17 protein-coding genes are annotated in these 18,056 nt (G+C 56.5%); 15 read left to right on the forward strand and 2 right to left on the reverse strand.

The features are described from left to right. Positions 1–62 precede the first annotated feature (62 nt). The 8 genes from H4Q31_RS01090 (at position 63) to H4Q31_RS01125 (ending at position 11,753) form a co-directional block, all read left to right on the forward strand. Positions 63–1,898 (forward strand): sensor histidine kinase, encoded by a 1,836-nt coding sequence (locus tag H4Q31_RS01090; RefSeq protein WP_185177221.1) that lies wholly within the window; start codon positions 63–65, stop codon positions 1,896–1,898. Next, the gene (locus tag H4Q31_RS01095) at positions 1,895–3,013 is read left to right on the forward strand and encodes a response regulator (protein ID WP_185177222.1); all 1,119 of its coding nucleotides are present in this window, start codon (positions 1,895–1,897) and stop codon (positions 3,011–3,013) included. Before H4Q31_RS01090 ends, H4Q31_RS01095 begins: the two co-directional genes overlap by 4 nt. Before the next feature lie 248 nt (positions 3,014–3,261). Then, complete coding sequence (locus H4Q31_RS01100) at positions 3,262–5,967, forward strand: hemoblobin-interacting domain-containing protein (RefSeq protein ID WP_185177223.1); 2,706 nt, start codon at positions 3,262–3,264, stop codon at positions 5,965–5,967. 111 nt (positions 5,968–6,078) lie between these two features. Continuing rightward, positions 6,079–7,824, forward strand: coding sequence for an S-layer homology domain-containing protein (locus H4Q31_RS21735; protein ID WP_185177224.1), 1,746 nt, complete (start codon positions 6,079–6,081; stop codon positions 7,822–7,824). Positions 7,825–8,177: 353 nt separating this feature from the next. Beyond that, positions 8,178–9,335 (forward strand): ABC transporter ATP-binding protein, encoded by a 1,158-nt coding sequence (locus H4Q31_RS01110; RefSeq protein WP_185177225.1) that lies wholly within the window; start codon positions 8,178–8,180, stop codon positions 9,333–9,335. Further along, positions 9,325–9,993, forward strand: coding sequence for an ABC transporter permease (locus tag H4Q31_RS01115; RefSeq protein ID WP_185177226.1), 669 nt, complete (start codon positions 9,325–9,327; stop codon positions 9,991–9,993). Before H4Q31_RS01110 ends, H4Q31_RS01115 begins: the two co-directional genes overlap by 11 nt. A 34-nt stretch (positions 9,994–10,027) precedes the next feature. After that, a complete protein-coding gene (locus tag H4Q31_RS01120) occupies positions 10,028–10,939 on the forward strand; it encodes a glycine betaine ABC transporter substrate-binding protein (RefSeq protein WP_185177227.1) in 912 nt (303 codons plus the stop codon). Positions 10,940–11,123: 184 nt separating this feature from the next. Beyond that, positions 11,124–11,753 carry an ABC transporter permease gene (locus H4Q31_RS01125; RefSeq protein ID WP_185177228.1) on the forward strand — a complete coding sequence of 210 codons (630 nt, stop codon included), beginning with the start codon at positions 11,124–11,126 and terminating at the stop codon, positions 11,751–11,753. Positions 11,754–12,181: 428 nt separating this feature from the next. Here H4Q31_RS01125 and H4Q31_RS01130 read toward each other — a convergent pair whose 3' ends face one another. Beyond that, on the reverse strand, positions 12,182–12,595 hold the full coding sequence (locus tag H4Q31_RS01130; RefSeq protein ID WP_185177229.1) for a carboxymuconolactone decarboxylase family protein: 414 nt from the start codon (positions 12,593–12,595) through the stop codon (positions 12,182–12,184). 121 nt (positions 12,596–12,716) lie between these two features. Between H4Q31_RS01130 and H4Q31_RS01135 the strand changes: the two genes are divergently transcribed. The 7 genes from H4Q31_RS01135 (at position 12,717) to H4Q31_RS01160 (ending at position 17,569) form a co-directional block, all read left to right on the forward strand. Then, a complete protein-coding gene (locus H4Q31_RS01135; RefSeq protein WP_185177230.1) occupies positions 12,717–13,094 on the forward strand; it encodes a MerR family transcriptional regulator in 378 nt (125 codons plus the stop codon). A gap of 125 nt (positions 13,095–13,219) precedes the next feature. Further along, entirely contained in the window at positions 13,220–13,567 is a 348-nt protein-coding gene (locus H4Q31_RS01140) for a YojF family protein (protein ID WP_185177238.1), read from the forward strand. A gap of 21 nt (positions 13,568–13,588) precedes the next feature. Next, a complete protein-coding gene (gene bshB2 / locus H4Q31_RS01145; RefSeq protein ID WP_185177239.1) occupies positions 13,589–14,242 on the forward strand; it encodes a bacillithiol biosynthesis deacetylase BshB2 in 654 nt (217 codons plus the stop codon). 114 nt (positions 14,243–14,356) lie between these two features. Then, complete coding sequence (locus H4Q31_RS21450) at positions 14,357–14,545, forward strand: hypothetical protein (protein WP_245347207.1); 189 nt, start codon at positions 14,357–14,359, stop codon at positions 14,543–14,545. A 130-nt stretch (positions 14,546–14,675) separates the two neighbouring features. After that, on the forward strand, positions 14,676–15,575 hold the full coding sequence (locus tag H4Q31_RS01150) for a helix-turn-helix transcriptional regulator (protein WP_185177231.1): 900 nt from the start codon (positions 14,676–14,678) through the stop codon (positions 15,573–15,575). Beyond that, positions 15,576–16,535 (forward strand): cysteine peptidase family C39 domain-containing protein, encoded by a 960-nt coding sequence (locus H4Q31_RS01155; RefSeq protein ID WP_185177232.1) that lies wholly within the window; start codon positions 15,576–15,578, stop codon positions 16,533–16,535. It abuts the gene before it with no gap. 23 nt (positions 16,536–16,558) lie between these two features. Further along, positions 16,559–17,569: a hypothetical protein gene (locus tag H4Q31_RS01160; RefSeq protein ID WP_185177233.1), complete on the forward strand. Its 1,011-nt coding sequence runs from the start codon at positions 16,559–16,561 to the stop codon at positions 17,567–17,569. Here H4Q31_RS01160 and H4Q31_RS01165 read toward each other — a convergent pair. Then, a partial coding sequence (locus H4Q31_RS01165; protein ID WP_221626684.1) for a hypothetical protein occupies positions 17,545–18,056 on the reverse strand: 512 nt, incomplete at its 5' end. The genes H4Q31_RS01160 and H4Q31_RS01165 overlap by 25 nt on opposite strands.

Genomic DNA, 18,056 nt, shown 5'->3' on the forward strand with positions numbered 1-18,056 from the left:
GTTTTTTTTTTGAAGTTCACTGGAGGAAACCGAGAACAATGTCGAATATAACAGTATCCTGATTGAATCGGCTAGCGGAGGTGAGCGTCCTGAGTTTAAGAGTCGGCCTGTCTGAAGTCTTGTTAGCGGCAACGGCTCTCATGCTGGTTGTATCTTATCTCGCCTATCGGAAGAGAAGACAGGACGTAGCCCAATACTGTGCTTGGGCCATGCTGGCCGCTTCGTTCTACTCCTTCGGGTATGCTTGCCAGATCATAAGCACGAATCTACAGCAGGCGAAGCTCTGGCTCAATGTGCAATACATCGGCATTCCATTCATCGTGACCTTCTGGCTTCTTCTCGCCATTGTCTACACAGGGAATCGAGCTTACCTGAAGAGATGGGCGGCTGTCCTCTTGTTCGCGATCCCCGTAATCATCTTGATCTCGCAATTGACGAATGATATCCATCATCTCTTCTACCGCGAGCTGCGGTTTGATCCGAGCGATTCGAATCTATCCTCTGTCGTCATAACGAAGGGTCCTTTGTATTGGCTGCATTTCGGTTATTTTAACGTGGAAGCCGTGGTTGGCATGGCATTGTATCTTCGCATGTATGCGAAGTCCATACCGATTGTTCGTCGGCAAGTGGTGATGCTGATGGTCAGCGGCGCGGCTCCATGGTTGTTGAATATGATTTACCTGGCGATATTCGGTCGTGCGGAGGTGGATCTGACGCCGTTCGGCTTCGCGATATCCAGCTTCGCCTATCTATGGGGGATCTATCGGTTTAACCTGCTTCGGCTGGTTCCCATCGCTTATCAGAAGGTGTTCGAGACGATGCAGGACGGCGTCGTCATTCTCGATTATGACCATAATCTATCCCACGTGAATGAAGCCGCGAGAGGAATGCTGAGGGAGCTGCGGTTATGGAACGGACAGACGGTGTCCGTCCATAAGGTGTTCGCATCGAATCCGGAGCTATTGGCGAAGATCGCGGCCGGGGGGGCCGATGAGAGCCGTATCGCCATTAGGCAAGGGCAAGAGCTTCGCCAGTACCAAGTGAGAATATCCACGATCTATGATCAGGCAGGCATGGAGATGGGCAAACTGATTATCTTCAGCGATGTGACGCAGGCCGTTCTGTACCAAGAGCAGCTGCTGGCCAATGCCAGTCAATTGGAAGAATTGAACGCCTTCAAGGACAAGCTGTTCGCGGTAGTGGCTCATGATATTCGCGATCCTCTCGCTATGATGGTTAATTTATCGGAGATTATCGAAGAGGATTTCATCGAACCGGGAAGTGAAGAATCCCATATTTTCCAGAAGATTGGCGGCCAAGTCCGGGATACCCACCTGCTGGTGGAGAATCTATTGGACTGGGTTCGCAGTCAGAGAGACAAGATTAACTTCCACCCGATGGTATGGGAGCTGGAACCGAGTATTCATCAAGCGGCCCAGACGCTCAAGCATCACCTGGAGCGGAAGCGGATTCGAATGTCCGTCTCCGTGCAAGAGGGTTCCGAGGTGTACGCAGACAAGGATATGATGGAGCTGGTCCTGCGGAATCTCATGCTCAACGCGATTAAGTATACCGGGACTGGCGGCTGGATTCAGGTGGAGGCGGCCGATCATGGCGGTCATATGATCGTATCGGTGAAGGATTCCGGAGCAGGCGTAGATAGTGAAGTTGGGAAAACGTTGTTCCACGAAGTGCAGCCAGGTTCCGCTCCAGGCACCGATGGCGAACGGGGGACGGGGTTAGGGTTATATCTGTGCGGCAAGTTCGTGCGGTTGAACGGCGGCGACATCGGGTATACATCTGTTCCGGGGCAAGGCAGCACCTTCTACTTCACCCTCCCGTCAACCAAGACGGCGAACGTTCGACAGCGAACATGGAAGGAGATCGACGCGATATGAGGGTTATCGTCATCGACGATGAGAAGGCGATGCATCTCATTATGTCCAAGATGCTGGGCAAGCTTGCCGATGTAGAGGTTGCGGGATGCTTCTTCGATACGGCCTCGGCCTCCCGCTGCATCGACGAGCATGAGGTCCATGCGGCCTTCGTCGATATCAGCATGCCGCAGGAGAGCGGCATGCAGTTTGCCGAGCGGATGGCGATGGCCCATCCTGATCTGTACATCATTTTCGTCACGTCGCATAAGGATTACGCGCTGGATGCCTTTGAATTATCCGCGCTCGATTATATCGTGAAGCCCGTGTCGCCGGAGCGGATCGAGAAGGCGGTCATGCGGGCTAGAGCGGTTCATTCGTTCGCCGAAGCGGAGCGGACGGAGCCTAAGACGGACCGGGTTCGCATAGATGTCTTAGGCGGCTTGGAGGTCAGCACCGCGTATGGCAGCGTGAAGTGGATCTCCCGCAAGAGCGCGGAGCTGTTCGGCTACCTCCTGATCCATCCCGGCAGGATCGTATCGAGAGCGAGAATTCTGTACGACGTATTCGGCGATATGGCGTCCAAGAATGCGGATACCTATCTGAACACATCCATCTATCAGCTGCGCAAAGCGTTGGCGCCGCATGGGTTGAAGTCGATGGTCTTGTCGGATAGCGAAGGGTACGGACTGGACCTGACAGACGCAAGCATTGATTATGCCGAGTTCGAGGAACGAATCCATCAGCAAGCAGAGTGGGCAGCAGACGATCTGGACAAGGCGATGGAGATAGAGAAGCTGTATGCCGGCGAGCTGTTCGGAGAGAAGGGGTTCGGCTGGGCGATGAACGATACAGAACGCTTGTCCGCCCTGTATGCTGCATTCGCCAAGAGGCTGGCGGCAGCGCTGCTGGAGCATCGGGAGGAAGACACAGCGGTCCAGCTCTTGAATAAGCTGTTCGACCGCAACGAGCTAGACGAAGAGACGGCGAGCCTGCTGCTTCGCGCCTATGCCGCCAAGAAGGATCGGGCTTCGCTGGCCAAGCTTTATCGAAGGTACGTCAAGGTGCTTCATCAGGAGCTGCATCTCGATCCTTCTAAGGAATTAATAGAGCTGTACACTCGACTTCAAACGACATGACAATTGTTATCAGAGACCCGCGAGGCCAATAGCCGCGCGGGTTTTGTTGTTTCGTGACAGATATTCTTTCATTCTTCTTTCAGTGGACGAGCGTATTGTCGAATATGTATGCACACAACTCTGTCATTCAGAGTTCAGATTGAAGAATAAGGAGAGATGCTTGGAGCGAAGGAAGCGGATGGTTGACCGGTCGATCGAGCAGGGATGCATAGGTTAGTGACAAATTTGAATGGAAACGAGGTTCTGATATGAAGCAGAATTTAAGAAGATGGCTGTCGCTTGCGACCGTAATGGCGGTCTTGGCCGTAACGCTGCTGGCCAATGTTGCGCCTGCTGCTTATGCGGCGGGTTCAGATATTACAATAGAGCGCGCGGTCTTCAGCAACAATAATCGAGATATTATCGTGACCTTCAATGAGCCGGTTGAAGTGAAGCCTGGCGTGACAGATCAGGCATCGAGAGTTGGTTTGAAGCCTCAGTATATCGGTTATTATATGTCGGTGTCTGAAGGCGGAGGCACATTGGAGATATCGGATGCCGGAGAGCTGATCGTGCATCTGAACAGCACAATGCCGAATGGCTCCTACCAGATCCGAATCCTTGCAGGCACGCTTCAAGGCAGCGAGGATTCCGGCTATCAACAGACGTCTGAGTTGATTAGCGAGTTGTTCTCGTCTTATACAATTCCCGCTTTCCAAAGTGTTGCGCTGACCGACGAGAATGATGTGACGATTACGCTGAACACGTCGGTAACGGCGGCGACGTATTCAGTCTCCGGCGCGACATACAATTATGATCCGCACGAATTCGTGCAGATTAGGAAGAACGGCGATCCGGACTATAGCGAACTGGACAGCGACGACATCGTGACGGTGAGCGATGATCTGTTGAATATTGACTTCGCTTCGCCGCTGGCAGACGCGACGCAATATTCCATCAAGGTATTGGCAGGCGCGGTGCAGAGCGCTCCGGGTATTACAAATTCGGAGTTCACTGTTGGCGTCAATACGAAGGCTCCGACGTATAGTTCCAGCTCTAAAGATGAGTATTCAAGCTACTCTAGAATTTATGTAAACTACGATCAAAATATATACAAGAATGGCTTGAGCGATGATGAACTGAAAGCTGCTGTCACAATATCCTCGGATGGCGGAGATTCGTTTGAACAGCTGGCTGAGGATGCCGAGGTTTACATCAGTGGAAGTAATTATTTGACTATTTATTTCGACTCACCGTTAGCGGCGGGCGATTACCAAGTGAAGATTGGTGCCGGCGCACTGAAGAACAGCGTTGGGGTACCGTCTAATGTAGTGACAACGCCTGCCATTACCTTTAGCGACCTCACCGGTCCCGAATACCAGTCGCTGGAGCTTAGCGAAGGCAATACCAAGGTCACTCTTACGTTTGATGATAATATTTACATTCGCAATGGCTACAATTTAGTGAATTACATCTATATCCGCAAGGATGGTAGTTCGCTGCCGAACAACGACTGGATAGAGTCAGCCGTTACATCCGGCAACCAACTTGTGATCACGCTAAGCAAACCGCTTGTCGGCAATGGATACCAATTCGTAATTTATTACTATGTGTTGCAAGATGAGAACGGCAATTCCTTGAAAGATAGCTGGGACGTAGTAACGGACCTGATTGACACAGCTAATCCGGATTCGCCGGCTTATGACTATTCCAAGTTCAGCAATACGAACCATGACTTGACGCTCTACTTCGACGCGCCGATTCTCAACAATACCGCTTCGAACGATGCGCTGAAGGCTGGGATCGCCTTAAGCGTCAATGGCGGAGCGCCTCACGCGCTGGCCGCTTCCACGACGGTAACGATTACAGGTCAGACAATCTTGCTGCACTTCGCCGACCCGTTGGTTGATCCGAATATTCAGGTTCATATCGCGGCGAATACGCTGAAGAGCGAATCGGGCCATGCTTTGGCCAATCCGATTACGACCGAAGCAGTGTTCCCGAATACTCTGTATCCGCCGGAGCTGGATGATGCGTATCTCATCAGCAGCCATACGGCTGTTGTCGAGTTTGATACGAACGACGGGAATCTGGCAGACAATACGCCGGGGACAGACGAATCGAATCTGAAGACCGCCGTGTCCTATTCGCTGGATCATGGCAGTACCTTCTTGCCGCTTGGGACAGATGACGACGTCATCCTGAATGACAGTCAATTGTTGGTTTATTTCCATGAAGCATTGACGGGCGAGGTTCAAATTCGGATAGCGGGCAGCACGTTGAAGAATTCGTTCGGCAACGTGTTGACTGAGGCTGTGACAACCGAAGAGCTGACTGCTGATGCTCCTTATAACATCTCAGGCGATGCTTATACGGATGCGCCTAGCGTCATCACGTTTGACGATGATCCCGTATGGAGAGAACATATCTCGGGTGTAGGGATTTATAATGACAACACAGGACAGGATCAAGAGCTAGCGCAGGAGGATTACACGATCAGTCCAGGGAAAATCACGATTCGGCAAGGTGTCTTTGAAGAGTTTACCACTTACTATTTTTATATCGATGCAGACGGATATGATAATCGGGACGTAGAACTATTCTCTCATCCGGTCCAAATGAGTTTTGCTATGGGACCTGTCAAGACGGATAGCGCCAACGGCATCACCGCTTCTGTTAAGGTAGCTCCTTATGCTTCGTACTTAGGAAGTCAGGCGACGGTCATCTTCCAACTGATGGACGGGGAGAAGCCGGTAAGCATTGCCGCCATTCATACGGATGTTCTGGATGATATCGGAACGTTTACGGCTCACTTCAACGCAGCCGACGCAACCGACACGACCAATCATGATTATACGGTAAGAGCTTACGTCGTGGATCAATATACGAATGATCCTTCCTCTGTCGGTTACGATTTGGCTACACGGTTCACTGAGGCTGAGATGGAATCGAACGAGGATCTGCAGGATTACTAGAATCTCTAGGACAACAACAATTAATTTCTGAGCCGTTCCAGTATAACCAGTTGAAGCTGCCTCTTAGGGGGCAGCTTCAACGACTACGATGAAAGCGAGGAAACAATGCGCGTGAAACCTCAAAAGCTCTTAACCAAAATGTCGCTGGCGGCAGTCCTGGCACTGTCGGGTTCCATGACGGCCGTGCCGATCATGGCATCGGCGGCTGAATCGGCGCCGCAGGTGACGCTTAATCCGATAAACTCGATCGAGCTCGGCGGCAAGGTGACGATCTCGGGAACGACTTCGGATAGCGAAGTTATTATCAAAGTGGTGCGTCCTACGGGAGATATCGTGTTCTTCAATATCGTCGAAGTAACCGACGGCGTCTTCACGGATTCGTTCGTGTTGGGCAGCAATGAGCCTGCCGGAACTTACCAGGTGGTCGCAGGGCGGGGAACCATGGTTGCCCAGCAGAATTTAACCGTGACGGCTCCAGATAATTCGAGCGACCCCGGCAGCCCGGACAACCCTGGCAACCCTGGCAACCCGGACAATCCGGGCACTCCTGGAAGCCCCGGCTCTGGTACCGTAATCATCGATCCGGGCGCCGCCGCTCCCGGTAAGGACGGGCAAGTCAGCATCGACCCCAGCAAAGTCAAGTCCGTCAGCGTCACCGGCCCCGACGGCCAAGTGACGACGACCGTCACCGTCGACAATCAGGCGCTTGCCGATTCGTTCAGCCAACTGCAGAAGAGCGATGCGAGCCAGCCAGTCATCTCCATCGCGATCGACGCCATAGCGGCGAATGGGACGACCAGCGTCTCTCTACCGGCATCCGCGCTCGCGGAAGGCGTGCAGAACGCTCCGAATGCGGTTATTCTCCTCCAATCGGGCGAAGAATCCTACTCTCTGCCGCTAGCGGTTCTGGACCTGAATGCCATCGCGCAAGAGCTTGGAACGTCGAACGCTATCATTCATGTGAATATCTCCTCGCCAGGATCGAATATCAACGATCAGATTAAAGCAGCAGCCAATAAGCGGGGTGCCCAGTCGTTGGATCGTTCCATCGATTTCGCTGTCACGGCTGAAGGCAGCGGCAAGACGATCGAGCTGAATGACTTCGGCCGCACGTATGTCAGCCGCGAGATGGTCGTTCACCAATCGATCGACCCGAACACATCGACAGGCTTCGTCTTTGATCCTGCTACCGGGGCTATGTCCTTCGTGCCGACGGTATTCACCACAGGACAAGATGGGGCTACTCATGCGGTATTCAAACGGAACGGCAACAGCATCTATTCGGTTGCGACGTACGCCAAGTCGTTCGATGATATCAAGGAGCACTGGGCGAAGTCGGATATCGAGCTGCTGACCTCCAAGATGATCATCAGCGGCGTGACCGACTCGAACTTCGCGCCGGGACAGAACATTACCCGCGCCGAGTTCGCGACGCTGCTCGTGCGTTCCATGGCGCTGAGCCCGGATGCTGAATCGGCTTCCTTCAGCGATGTGCAGGCGGATGCTTGGTATGCCGGTTCCATTGGTGCCGCCGTTCAAGCTGAGCTGGTCAGCGGCTATGCCGATGGAACCTTCAAGCCGGACGCGCCGATCACCCGCGAACAGATGGCGGTGATGGCGGCCAACGCGCTAAGCGCTGCCGGCCACCCGGCCGCCGCTCAAGCGGATTCGCTGAACGCGTTTAACGACCGCGCCGACATTGACGCGTGGGCGAAGGACGCCGTATCCGAAGCCGTCCAAGCCGGGATTATCTCCGGCATCACCTCTTCCGCCTTCGTGCCGGACAACAACGCGACGCGCGCGGAAGCGGCCGTCATGCTGAAGCGGCTGCTTCAATACGTTGATTTTATTAACTAAGAGATAGGCATTGCCCATTAAGGCCTCGAGCGCAATTCGCTCGGGGTCTTTCTTAATTAACAGGTCCGTCCAAACTTTTACAAACAACTTATTTATGTAATTAAGGTTGTCAGTTATCCATATGTTTGTTATAGTAATAAAAACCCAGCGAAATAACAGCGGTATCCTTTACAGCCCATTCTGTGGCAGTCCGCAGTTCGCAATCCGCTTCCTCCTCGCATTACCGCTTCAGCCTCTATCTAATCGCGTTCGCGCATCGAACATGTGAATAGCCGGAGAGTAGGACGGTGCTCTGCACTGGTCTTGTTTTGTCATATCAAATATAGATCCGCCGAGGATAAGGAGGAGATATCATGATCCAATTTGACGGCGTTAACAAGGTTTACGACGACGGGCATCAAGTGCTCAAGAACTTGAATCTGGAGATTAAGCAGGGTGAGATTACGGTGCTGATCGGTCCCAGCGGCTGCGGCAAGACGACGACGATGAAGCTGATCAACCGGCTCATCAGTCCGTCCTCCGGCCATATTCTGGTCGATGGGCAGGACATCTCGACAGTGGACCCGGTTGCGCTGCGGCGCAAGATCGGTTACGTGATCCAGAACATCGGCCTGTTCCCGCACATGAACATCGCGCGGAACGTCGGCGTCGTGCCCCGGATGCTGAAGTGGGACAAAGCGAGAATCGCGAGCAAGGTGAACGAGCTGTTGTCGATGGTCGGGCTGGACCCGCGCATCTTCGGGAACCGCTATCCGTCGGAGCTTAGCGGCGGCCAACAGCAGCGCATCGGCGTCATTCGGGCGCTGGCGGCGGACCCGTCGATCATTCTGATGGATGAGCCGTTCAGCGCGCTCGACCCGATCAGCCGCGAGCAGCTGCAGGATGAGCTCATTCGGCTGCAGCACGAGCTGAAGAAGACGATCGTATTCGTCACGCACGACATGGACGAAGCGATTAAGCTCGCCGACACGATCGTCCTGATGAATGACGGCGAGATCGTGCAGGCGGGACCGCCGGAGCGAATTCTGCGCCATCCGGCGAACGACTTCGTGAAGAGCTTCATCGGTCAGAAAAGAATGCAGCTGGAGCATCCGCTGCGCGGCAGCCTCCCTGTTGCGAGCGACGTCATGGTCGAATCGCCTGCGGTCGCTTCCCCGACCAGAGGCTTGGCCGAAGCGGTGAAGATGATGGAGAAGCGGCGCGTCGATTCGCTCCTCATCGTCGACAAGGGCAACCGTCTCGTCGGATCGGTGTCGATCTATCAGGTTCTCGACCATTACACGGACGAGAGCAAGACGGTGGCCGACGTCATGAAGCCAATCGAGCATGCGGTGAAGACGAATACACCGCTATCCGTTGCGTTGCAGCTGATGAGCGCGCACCAGCTGCCGAATGTGCCGGTCATCCGGGACGACAACGAATTCGTCGGCCTCATCACCAGAGGGTCCGTGGTCAGCCATCTGGCGGAGGTCTATTCCGAAGAATCGGGGGAGACGGCCAATGTGGGCTGATTATCTGGAATTCTGGCGGGACCGCTACCCGGATCTGCTGACAGCGGCGCGGGAGCATCTGACCATATCCGCCGTCGCCATTCTGCTCGGCGTCCTCGTGGCGGTGCCGCTTGGCATTTACTTGTCCGGCAATCGGAAGAAGTGGGTGCACAGCGTTATTTTCACCATTGCGAATCTGTTCCAGACGATCCCGAGCCTCGCGCTGCTCGCTCTGCTCATCCCGCTGCTGGGAATTGGCGTTAAGCCTGCCATCTTCGCCTTGTTCCTATATTCGCTGCTGCCGATTCTGCGCAACACGTACGCGGGGTTCCAATCGGTCGACCCTTCGATTCTGGAATCGGCCAGGGGGATGGGCTACAGCCGAACGCAGCAACTGCTGCAGATTCAGCTTCCGCTTGCATTCCCGTACATCATGTCCGGCATTCGCCTGACGACGGTGTACGTGATCAGCTGGACGACGCTCGCGGCTCTGATCGGCGCCGGCGGCTTGGGACAGCTCATCGTCTCGGGCATCGGCGTGAACCGGACGGAGCTGATCGTCTCCGCGGCCGCTTGCGCGATCGTGCTGGCGCTGCTCGCCGACCGCCTGCTGGGGGCGCTGGAGAAGCATCTGTCGAAGCGGGCGAGAACGTCCAAGTCGGAAGCATCGCTTATTTAAGGTAATTCATGAACTGCAATCATAGGAGGAAGATATGAGAAAACAACTTTTTATCGTCGCTGCAATTGTCCTGATGTTATCCGTTGTCGTCACCGCATGCGGAGGGAAGAACGGCGGTAGCGCCGCATCCGGCTCGATTAAGATCGGAACGCAGACGTACACGGAGCCGAAGATTCTCGCCGAGATGTACAAAGCGTTGATCGAAGACCAGACCGATGTGAAGGTCGACATTGTGCCCGACCTCGCGGCCAGCCCGATCGTTATTCAGTCGATGAAGGCGGGCGATATTCAGATGGCTACGCTGTATTCGGGGGAGATCTTCAACGGCTACTTCGATATTGAAGATACGAAGGACCGCGCGGAAGTGCTGAAGCAGGCGCAGGAAGGGTTCGACAAGACCTACGGCTTCAAGTGGTTCGACGGGCTCGGCTTCGAGAATACGTATGCCTTCACCGTGCGCAAGGAAGTCGCGGATGAGAACGGGCTGAAGTCAGTGTCCGACTTGAAGGATCTGGCCGGCGATATGCGGATCGGCGTGGATACGACGTGGCTCGAACGGGAGAACGACGGCTATAATGCCTTCACTGATGTATATGGCTTCAAGTTCGCCAAGACGTTCCCGATGGAGATCTCTCTCGTCTACAAGGCGGTCGCGGACAAGGAAGTGGACGTCGTGCTCGCTTATACGACCGACCCCGGCATCAAGCAGTACAACCTGCAGACGCTGGCGGACGACAAGCAGTTCTTCCCGCCGTATGACGCATCGCCGGTCGTGCGCAATGACACGCTGGAGAAGTATCCGGGCATCGAAGACGCGATCTCGCCGCTCATCGGCAAGATCGACGCGGAGACGATGACGTCGCTGAACTACGAAGTAGACGTGAACAAGCGCACGCCGCAAGAAGTCGCGGTGGAGTATCTGCAGAAGCAGGGCTTGTTGAAGTAAGGATTGCTGGTGTAAGGACTGATGAGGTAAGGGTTGCTGAAGTAAGGGCTGCCGAAGTAGGGACTGATGAGGACGTAATCTTACGCGACGGCCGAATGCCGAACGGGAGACGTATTGATCGCCGTCGGCCCAATTCACGCAACCCTGCGCGAACGCGCGAATTTGAACGTAGGAGGTGAGACGTATGGGGAATACCAATCTGCTGACTTACCTGCAGGACAACTGGCCGCATCTGCTCAGCTTAACGTGGGGACATATCGTCATGGTGCTGTGCGGCCTGGGGCTCGCGCTCGTCGTGGGCATCCCGCTCGGCGTCGTCAGCGCGAAGAATGAACGGCTCGCTTCCGTCATTCTGGCGGTGGCCAATGTCATTCAAGTGCTGCCGAGCCTGGCGCTGCTGGCGCTGCTGATGATCTTCCTCGGGCTTGGCTTCAAGACGATCGTCGTCGGCCTGTTCCTCTATTCGCTGCTTCCGGTCATCCGGCATACGTACGTCGGCCTGAAGCAGGTCGACAAGAGTGTGGTCGACGCGGGCCGCGGGGTCGGCATGAACCAGCTGCAATTGCTGCTGCGAATCCAGATGCCGCTGTCTCTGCCGTTCTTGACGGCGGGGCTGCGCGTCGCCGCCGTCATCGCGATCGGCGTCGCGACGCTCGCGCCGCTGATCGGCGGCGACGGGCTCGGCCGCGAGATCTATGCCGGGCTCAATCTGCGCAACAACGTGCAGATCTATGCGGGCGCGATCCCGGCGGCGGCGCTGGCCATTCTGGCCGACGTCCTGCTCGGCCGGCTGCAAGGCCGGTTCCGGACGTAACCGGCGCACGCCGGGTTACAGAGCCGAGCAACGCAAGCTGACACGCTGTAAGCGGGCGAAGCCGGGTTACAGAACCGAGCAACGCAAGCTGACGCGCTGTAAGCGGGCGAAGCCGGGTTACAGAACCGAGCAACGCGAGCTGACGCGCTGTAAGCGGGCGGAGCCGGGTTACAGAACCGAGCAACGCAAGCTGACGCGCTGTAAGCGGGCGAAGCCGGGTTACAGAACCGAGCAACGCAAGCTGACACGCTGTAAGCCGGCGAAGCCGGGTTACAGAACCGAGCAACGCGAGCTGACGCGCTGTAAGCGGGCGAAGCCGGGTTACAGAACGCGCGCCATTCTGCGCCAAGCACCCCCGCAAGCCGTCAGAGCCGGCCAGCGGGGGTTTTGCTTCTCAAATGAGATGTGGCACCTGAACTTTGGCTTTGTTACCCGTCCCCGCTGTCTCCCCGTCCCCCTATCACATGATGCTCCCTTTCCGCGAAAATCCGCTTGGCCACGAATACGGCGTTCAGCACTCGCGGAAAGCCCGTATATGGCGCACAATGCATGAGGGTCTCCACCACTTCGCTTGCCGTGAGCCCAACGTTCAGAGCCGCGTTGATATGGACATTCAACTGCGATTCACATCCTCCCAGCGTCGTGAGGGAGGCGATCGTCGCCAATTGTCTCTGCCGGGCATCCAGTCCCGGCCGGGCGTAAATATCGCCGAAGGCAAATTCAACCACATACCGGCCCAGGTCGGGAGCGATATCCCGCAGCGATTCGATAACGCGCTTGCCGCCCTCGCCGTCAATTCTCAACAGCTGCTCCCATCCGCGTTCATAACGTTCATCCGTCATCGGACAACCTCCATCTGCTGCTTCCTAATTTAATATCGCGCTTCGGCCGCCATTCGCGATGGAGCTATCGTATCGTTTAGAGCGCGCTCTAAGGCAAGCTGATTTTTGATATAATGGTCTCATGACGAAGACAACCTATACAATTCAAGAGGTCTCGCAGCTTACGGGGCTAACCGCCCACACGCTTCGGTATTACGAGAAGATCAGTCTCATTCGGGGAATCGAACGGGATGCCAACGGCTATCGGCTGTACTCGGAATCGGATGTTGCCTGGCTTGAATTCTTAATTCGATTGCGCGAGACGGGGATGCCGATTCAGGAGATGATCCGGTTCTCCTCGCTGCGCAGCGAAGGAGAGACGACGGTCCGGCAACGCCGCGAGCTTCTGGAGCTGCATGAGCGGAGCATTCGGAGCCAGCTAGCTGACCTGTATTGCCATCTGGGCAAGATCGAGGAGAAAATCATCCACTATAAGCAGCTAGAAGAGGAGCATGGCTGACGGGGGGAAGGCTGTTCAGTCGGGTCGCCTTGACATCGGCAAGCAGGTTTTCTAATGTTAGATGATAACGAGGCGAATCTGCAATATGTGCGCCTATTCGTTCAGATTGGGGGGAGACCACGATGATGCAGCGCATTATACCGTCGGAGGTTCAGCGCAGAATTGAGCTTTTCACAGACCAAGATATATACGTTCACATGGAGATGACAACCGGGGCATACGCCGCCCATCATGATAGCTCGAAGCATCCGGCTGCGAACTTCATTAGCAACGCCGTCATCCGCTTCTCGCATGGCTCGATCTCGGGAGTTGATCCCTATTATCGCGTCGGATTGAAGCTGGGCCAGGGCTGGGTATACACGGAAGGTCTGACGCATTACGAAGAGAGCGAGACGGATCGGCTGATCATGGCAGGCCACAATAGCGAAGGCAAGCTGGTCGTCGCTTTGCAGCTTAGCCGCGAGCCGTTCTGAGGAAAGGGGATGAACGAATCGATGGGGACCCATATTCTAGTCGTACTGCCGCATCCGGATGACGAATGCTTCGGCTTGTCGGGCACGCTGGCCCAGCATATCAAGAACGGAGCGCAGGTGACTTACGCTTGCCTGACGCTTGGGGAGATGGGGCGCAACATGGGCGTTCCGCCCTTCGCGAATCGCGTGACGCTGCCGTCGATCCGCAAGCAGGAGCTGGAGCAATCGTGCCGCGCGATCGGCATTCAAGATTTGCGGATGCTCGGATTCCATGACAAGACGATCGAGTTCGAGGACCAGGACCTGCTGGATGAGAAGATCGGCGCCGTGATTGCGGAGGTTCGGCCTTCGCGGATTTATACTTTCTACCCTGGATATGCAGTTCATCCGGACCATGACGCTTGCGGTGCGGCGGTCGTTCGCACGGTGGGCAAGCTGCCGGCGGGAGAGAGACCTGTCGTTCTGTGCATGGCCTTCGCCAAAAATATAGACGAGATCGGGCAGCCCGACGTGCGCCACGATGTGAGGGAGTTCATGTCCCAGAAGCTGGCGTCCATCGAAGCGCATCGCTCCCAGTTCCAGATCGCGCCGATGCTCGGCAACAAGACGTTCGCCGATCCGGATATCCAGGAGCGATTCGGGTATGAGCGGTTCTGGACGTACAAGTTCGATTAAGACGTTGAATAAATCATCTATCCAACCCAACTGGTACGACATTATATGTCGTACCAGTTGTTCTATAATGGGGCCGTAACACCACCATTCGAACATTGCAAAGGGGTCTCTAAAATGGCCAAAACGAAGAGGGGCCGCGTGCTATGGAGTTTGCCGTCCCGCGGACGCGGGACTTGTCCGGTATGCGGTACTCGCCGAATCAAACTGTTGTATCCCCGGACGAAGTCCGACGGCACCGCTTTGAAGGTGTGCAAGAGATGTCAAGGCTCGGAGCAAGCCCGAGTCGATTCTGCTGTCGTCTGAATCGCTTGCCGGCAGGCCCGTTTCTTCGATGAAGGAACGGGCTTGCTGCTGGAACTGCTTGCCCGTGTCCGGCGCTCGTGGTGTAATGGAGCGGTGAGGAAGGATTCGTTCAGGAAGGAGCCTGGTCCCTATGAGCCAGATCCACCGGATTCAGTGGTTTGATCAACAGATCCGGGTAGGCGGCTATCCGAACAGCGGCTCGATCGCGGAGAAGTTCGAGATCTCCCGGCGGCAGGCGCAGCGCGATATCGAATATATGGAATCGACCCTGAGAGCCCCGCTCGTCTATCTGGCCAAGCATCGCGGCTACACGTACGAGGATCAGACGTACGTGCTCCCGCATTTGTATATGACCGAAGAGGAGAAGAAGGTGCTTCGTTTCCTCGTTCACCGTTACCGGCAATACAACTATGATAACGCCGAAGCCGCACGCCGCGTCGCCCATTTGCTCGATCGGTTCACCGGCGAAGAAGAGACGGAGATATACAGCCGGCTGCCGCTCTTCGACGCGAATCCGAAGCTGCTGCAGACAATGCTGCGATTGTCCAGCGCGATCCGCGAAGCCCGCGCGGTCCGGCTCGGATACGAGGGCAGCAGCCGGACCGTTCATCCGCTGCGGCTTCTGTCGCACTACAATACGGATTACGTGGCGGCCTATTGCGAATCCACGTCCAAGCATCAGTTGTTCAGATTGGACGGTATCGATGATCTGACGGTGACGGACCGGAGCTTCGACCCGGCCGAGTCGGAGGCCGGCATGCCGGAAGCGGAGGCGCTGCCCGTGCGCAAGCCGTTCACGGCGAGATTGCGGCTAAAGGACGCGCTGGCCGGCGGGAACTGGAATGGCTTCACCGCGCGAGCTTCGGAAGAGGCGGGCGTGTACGAGGTGGATTTTCACGATATCGACGCGTTCATGAGGCATCTGGCGACGGCTTCGTGGGAGGCGATTCTAGCGCCGAAGTGGCTGAAGAACAAGCTTCGCGAGAGGTGTGCGGACATGTTGAATCGGATCGACGGAGGGAATGGTTAGATGAGCGGCGTTTATCTGAAGGATATCCGCATGAAGCGAGAGTCGAAGTCATTCGCCGACAGCCTCCATGCGGTGCTGACCGCGGCCGGAATGTTCGAGGGACCGAAGTATATGCTCTCCGGCTTGACCGGCATGGCGTTCAAGTTCTCCGTCCACGAGCGCCTGCTGCCGCTGTCGGTGTCCGCCTATGGCAATTGGGGCGATGAGCACAGCCCCGGCGTCGACAACATCGGGGTACTGACGATATGGGACGGAGGCCGAAGCCGGCATCCGACCTTTCGATTCTATCAGCAGGACGCCATCCGTTGGGTGAAGAGAAGTCTCGATGAAGGCGTCGGCGTCATCTATTGGCTCCCGGAGTTCGGAGTCATTCACGGGTATGACGACGAAGACCGGATTTTCTACATACAGGACGGATACTCCAGCGACGACCGCATTGTATTGTACGATAACTTCGGCCTCAACTTCACGGAGTTCTGGTATGCTCGCACGTTCGGCGGGGCGGTTCGGGTGCCGCTGGAGACGATGGTTCTCGAGTCCGTCCGGCTCGCGCTGCACGACTGGGACACTCCGTACAGAACGCTGCCGAATACGGATATCGGCTCCGGCCGGCTCGCTTACTCGTATCTGACTCAGGCTTTGAGAAGCGGAGATTACGACGAGGGCGGAGCGCGGTATATCCTCTCATCGTTCGTATATGCAAGGGACGAGATTCGGCGTTACTTGGCGGAAGTCGCCCATCTGTGGCCGCAGTTGGCGGAGGCGGGCAGCCGGTACGGAGAGCTTGCGGGCTTGTTCGACGGCTGGAGCTTGGAGAACGCGCAGGGACTTATCGGGGCGTTGGAGCAGGCGGCCGCGCTTGAGGAGCGGGCGATGGAGCTCTTTCGGGAGCTGTCCCGGCAATACCCCGATCCAAGGCGCGATACCGTTCCGCGGTGGGGGATATCCTCCGCGAGATAAAGAGGAAAGCGACGTGACGCGAGATGGGAATGGTTGTGCTGGAAGGGCTGCGAATGCGGTCGGAGCGACGCCCTTATACGGACGCGCTTCACGCGGTATTAATTCACAGGGGGTGGTTCCGCGGGTCGAAGGCCATGCTGTCGGGCATGACCGTGACGGGGTTCCGATTCACAGTGAACCGGCGGCTGACGGCGGAATCCGCGACGGCTTACAACTGGCATTCCGAGAATTTCCTGGCGGCAGACTTCACCGGAATGACGTCTTCGCAGCACATGGGATTCGTCTTCCAGCCGACGTGGCCGCTGTATCGGGAGCTGGCGATCGCCGAGATCAAGGCATCGATCGACCGCGGCGCCGGAGCCGTGTTCTGGCATGGCGAATTCGTCGTCGCGGCGGGTTACGACGATGAAAGAAGCGTGCTCTATTATTCGGACGGGCGGGATTCGCAGCTTCGCGAACTGCCCTATGAGCGCTTCGGCAACAACGGAACGCCGTATTGGTACTATCAAATCATCGAGGGCCGAATCCCGATGGACGAGCATGCGATCGTGAAGGAATCGTTTCTTCAGGCGATTTTTAAGTGGGAGACGCATGACCTGGCGCTGCCGGAGCGGGGTTATGCCTGCGGCCGCGCGGCTTATGACGCAATCGTGACGGCGCTGCGGAGCGGCGACTACGATCGGGACGGCGCCCGCGAGACGTTCGCGACCTATGCCGCGTTTAAGCGTGATCTGGCCGAGTACACGGCCGGTGCGGCGGGAGTGCGGTCGCAGGCTGCGGCGGTGACACGCGAGGTGGACGAGCATGCGGCGCAAAGGGCAGGCGCATGGCCGGAAGTCGCGGCTGCGGCCGAGTGTTACGGCGAGGTCTCGCGGCTGTTCGAGCGAATCGCGGCCGAGCCCGGCCTGCCGGATGCGGAGCGGATATTGCTGTTCGAGGCCGCACGACAGGCCGAGGAGCAGGCGATCGCCGCACTGAAGGCGCTCGTGCGCGAGACAGCGGACAACCGTTACCATGACATAGGATTGAGATAGGCCCGGCACACCGACCGTTGTCGACAAGAGATTTGCGAAGTGCCGCCGAAGAAGACCGCCGGATCGGCAACAAGCACGCCGAACGCCGGAATGGCGTCCAAGAAGTCGACCAGATCGACTACATGCGCTTCTGACGCTGGAATGGCGACCAGGAAGTCGACTAGATCGACTACATGCGCGCCTGACGCTGGAATGGCGCCCAGGAAGTCGACTAGATCGACTACATGCGCGCCTGACGCTGGAATGGCGACAAGGAAGTCGACCAGATCGACTACATGCGCGCCTGACGCTGGAATGGCGACCAGGAAGTCGACTAGATCGCCTACATGCGCGCCAATCGCCGGAATGGCGCCCAGGAAGTCGACCAGATCGCCTACATGCGCGCCAATCGCCGGAATGGCGACCAGGAAGTCGACCAGATCGACTACATGCTCGCCGAACGCCGGAATGGCGCCCAGGAAGTCGACTAGATCGCCTACATGCGCGC

This window comes from Cohnella lubricantis (assembly GCF_014212015.1).
In the GTDB taxonomy this organism is placed as follows: Bacteria; Bacillota; Bacilli; order Paenibacillales; family Paenibacillaceae; genus Cohnella; species Cohnella lubricantis.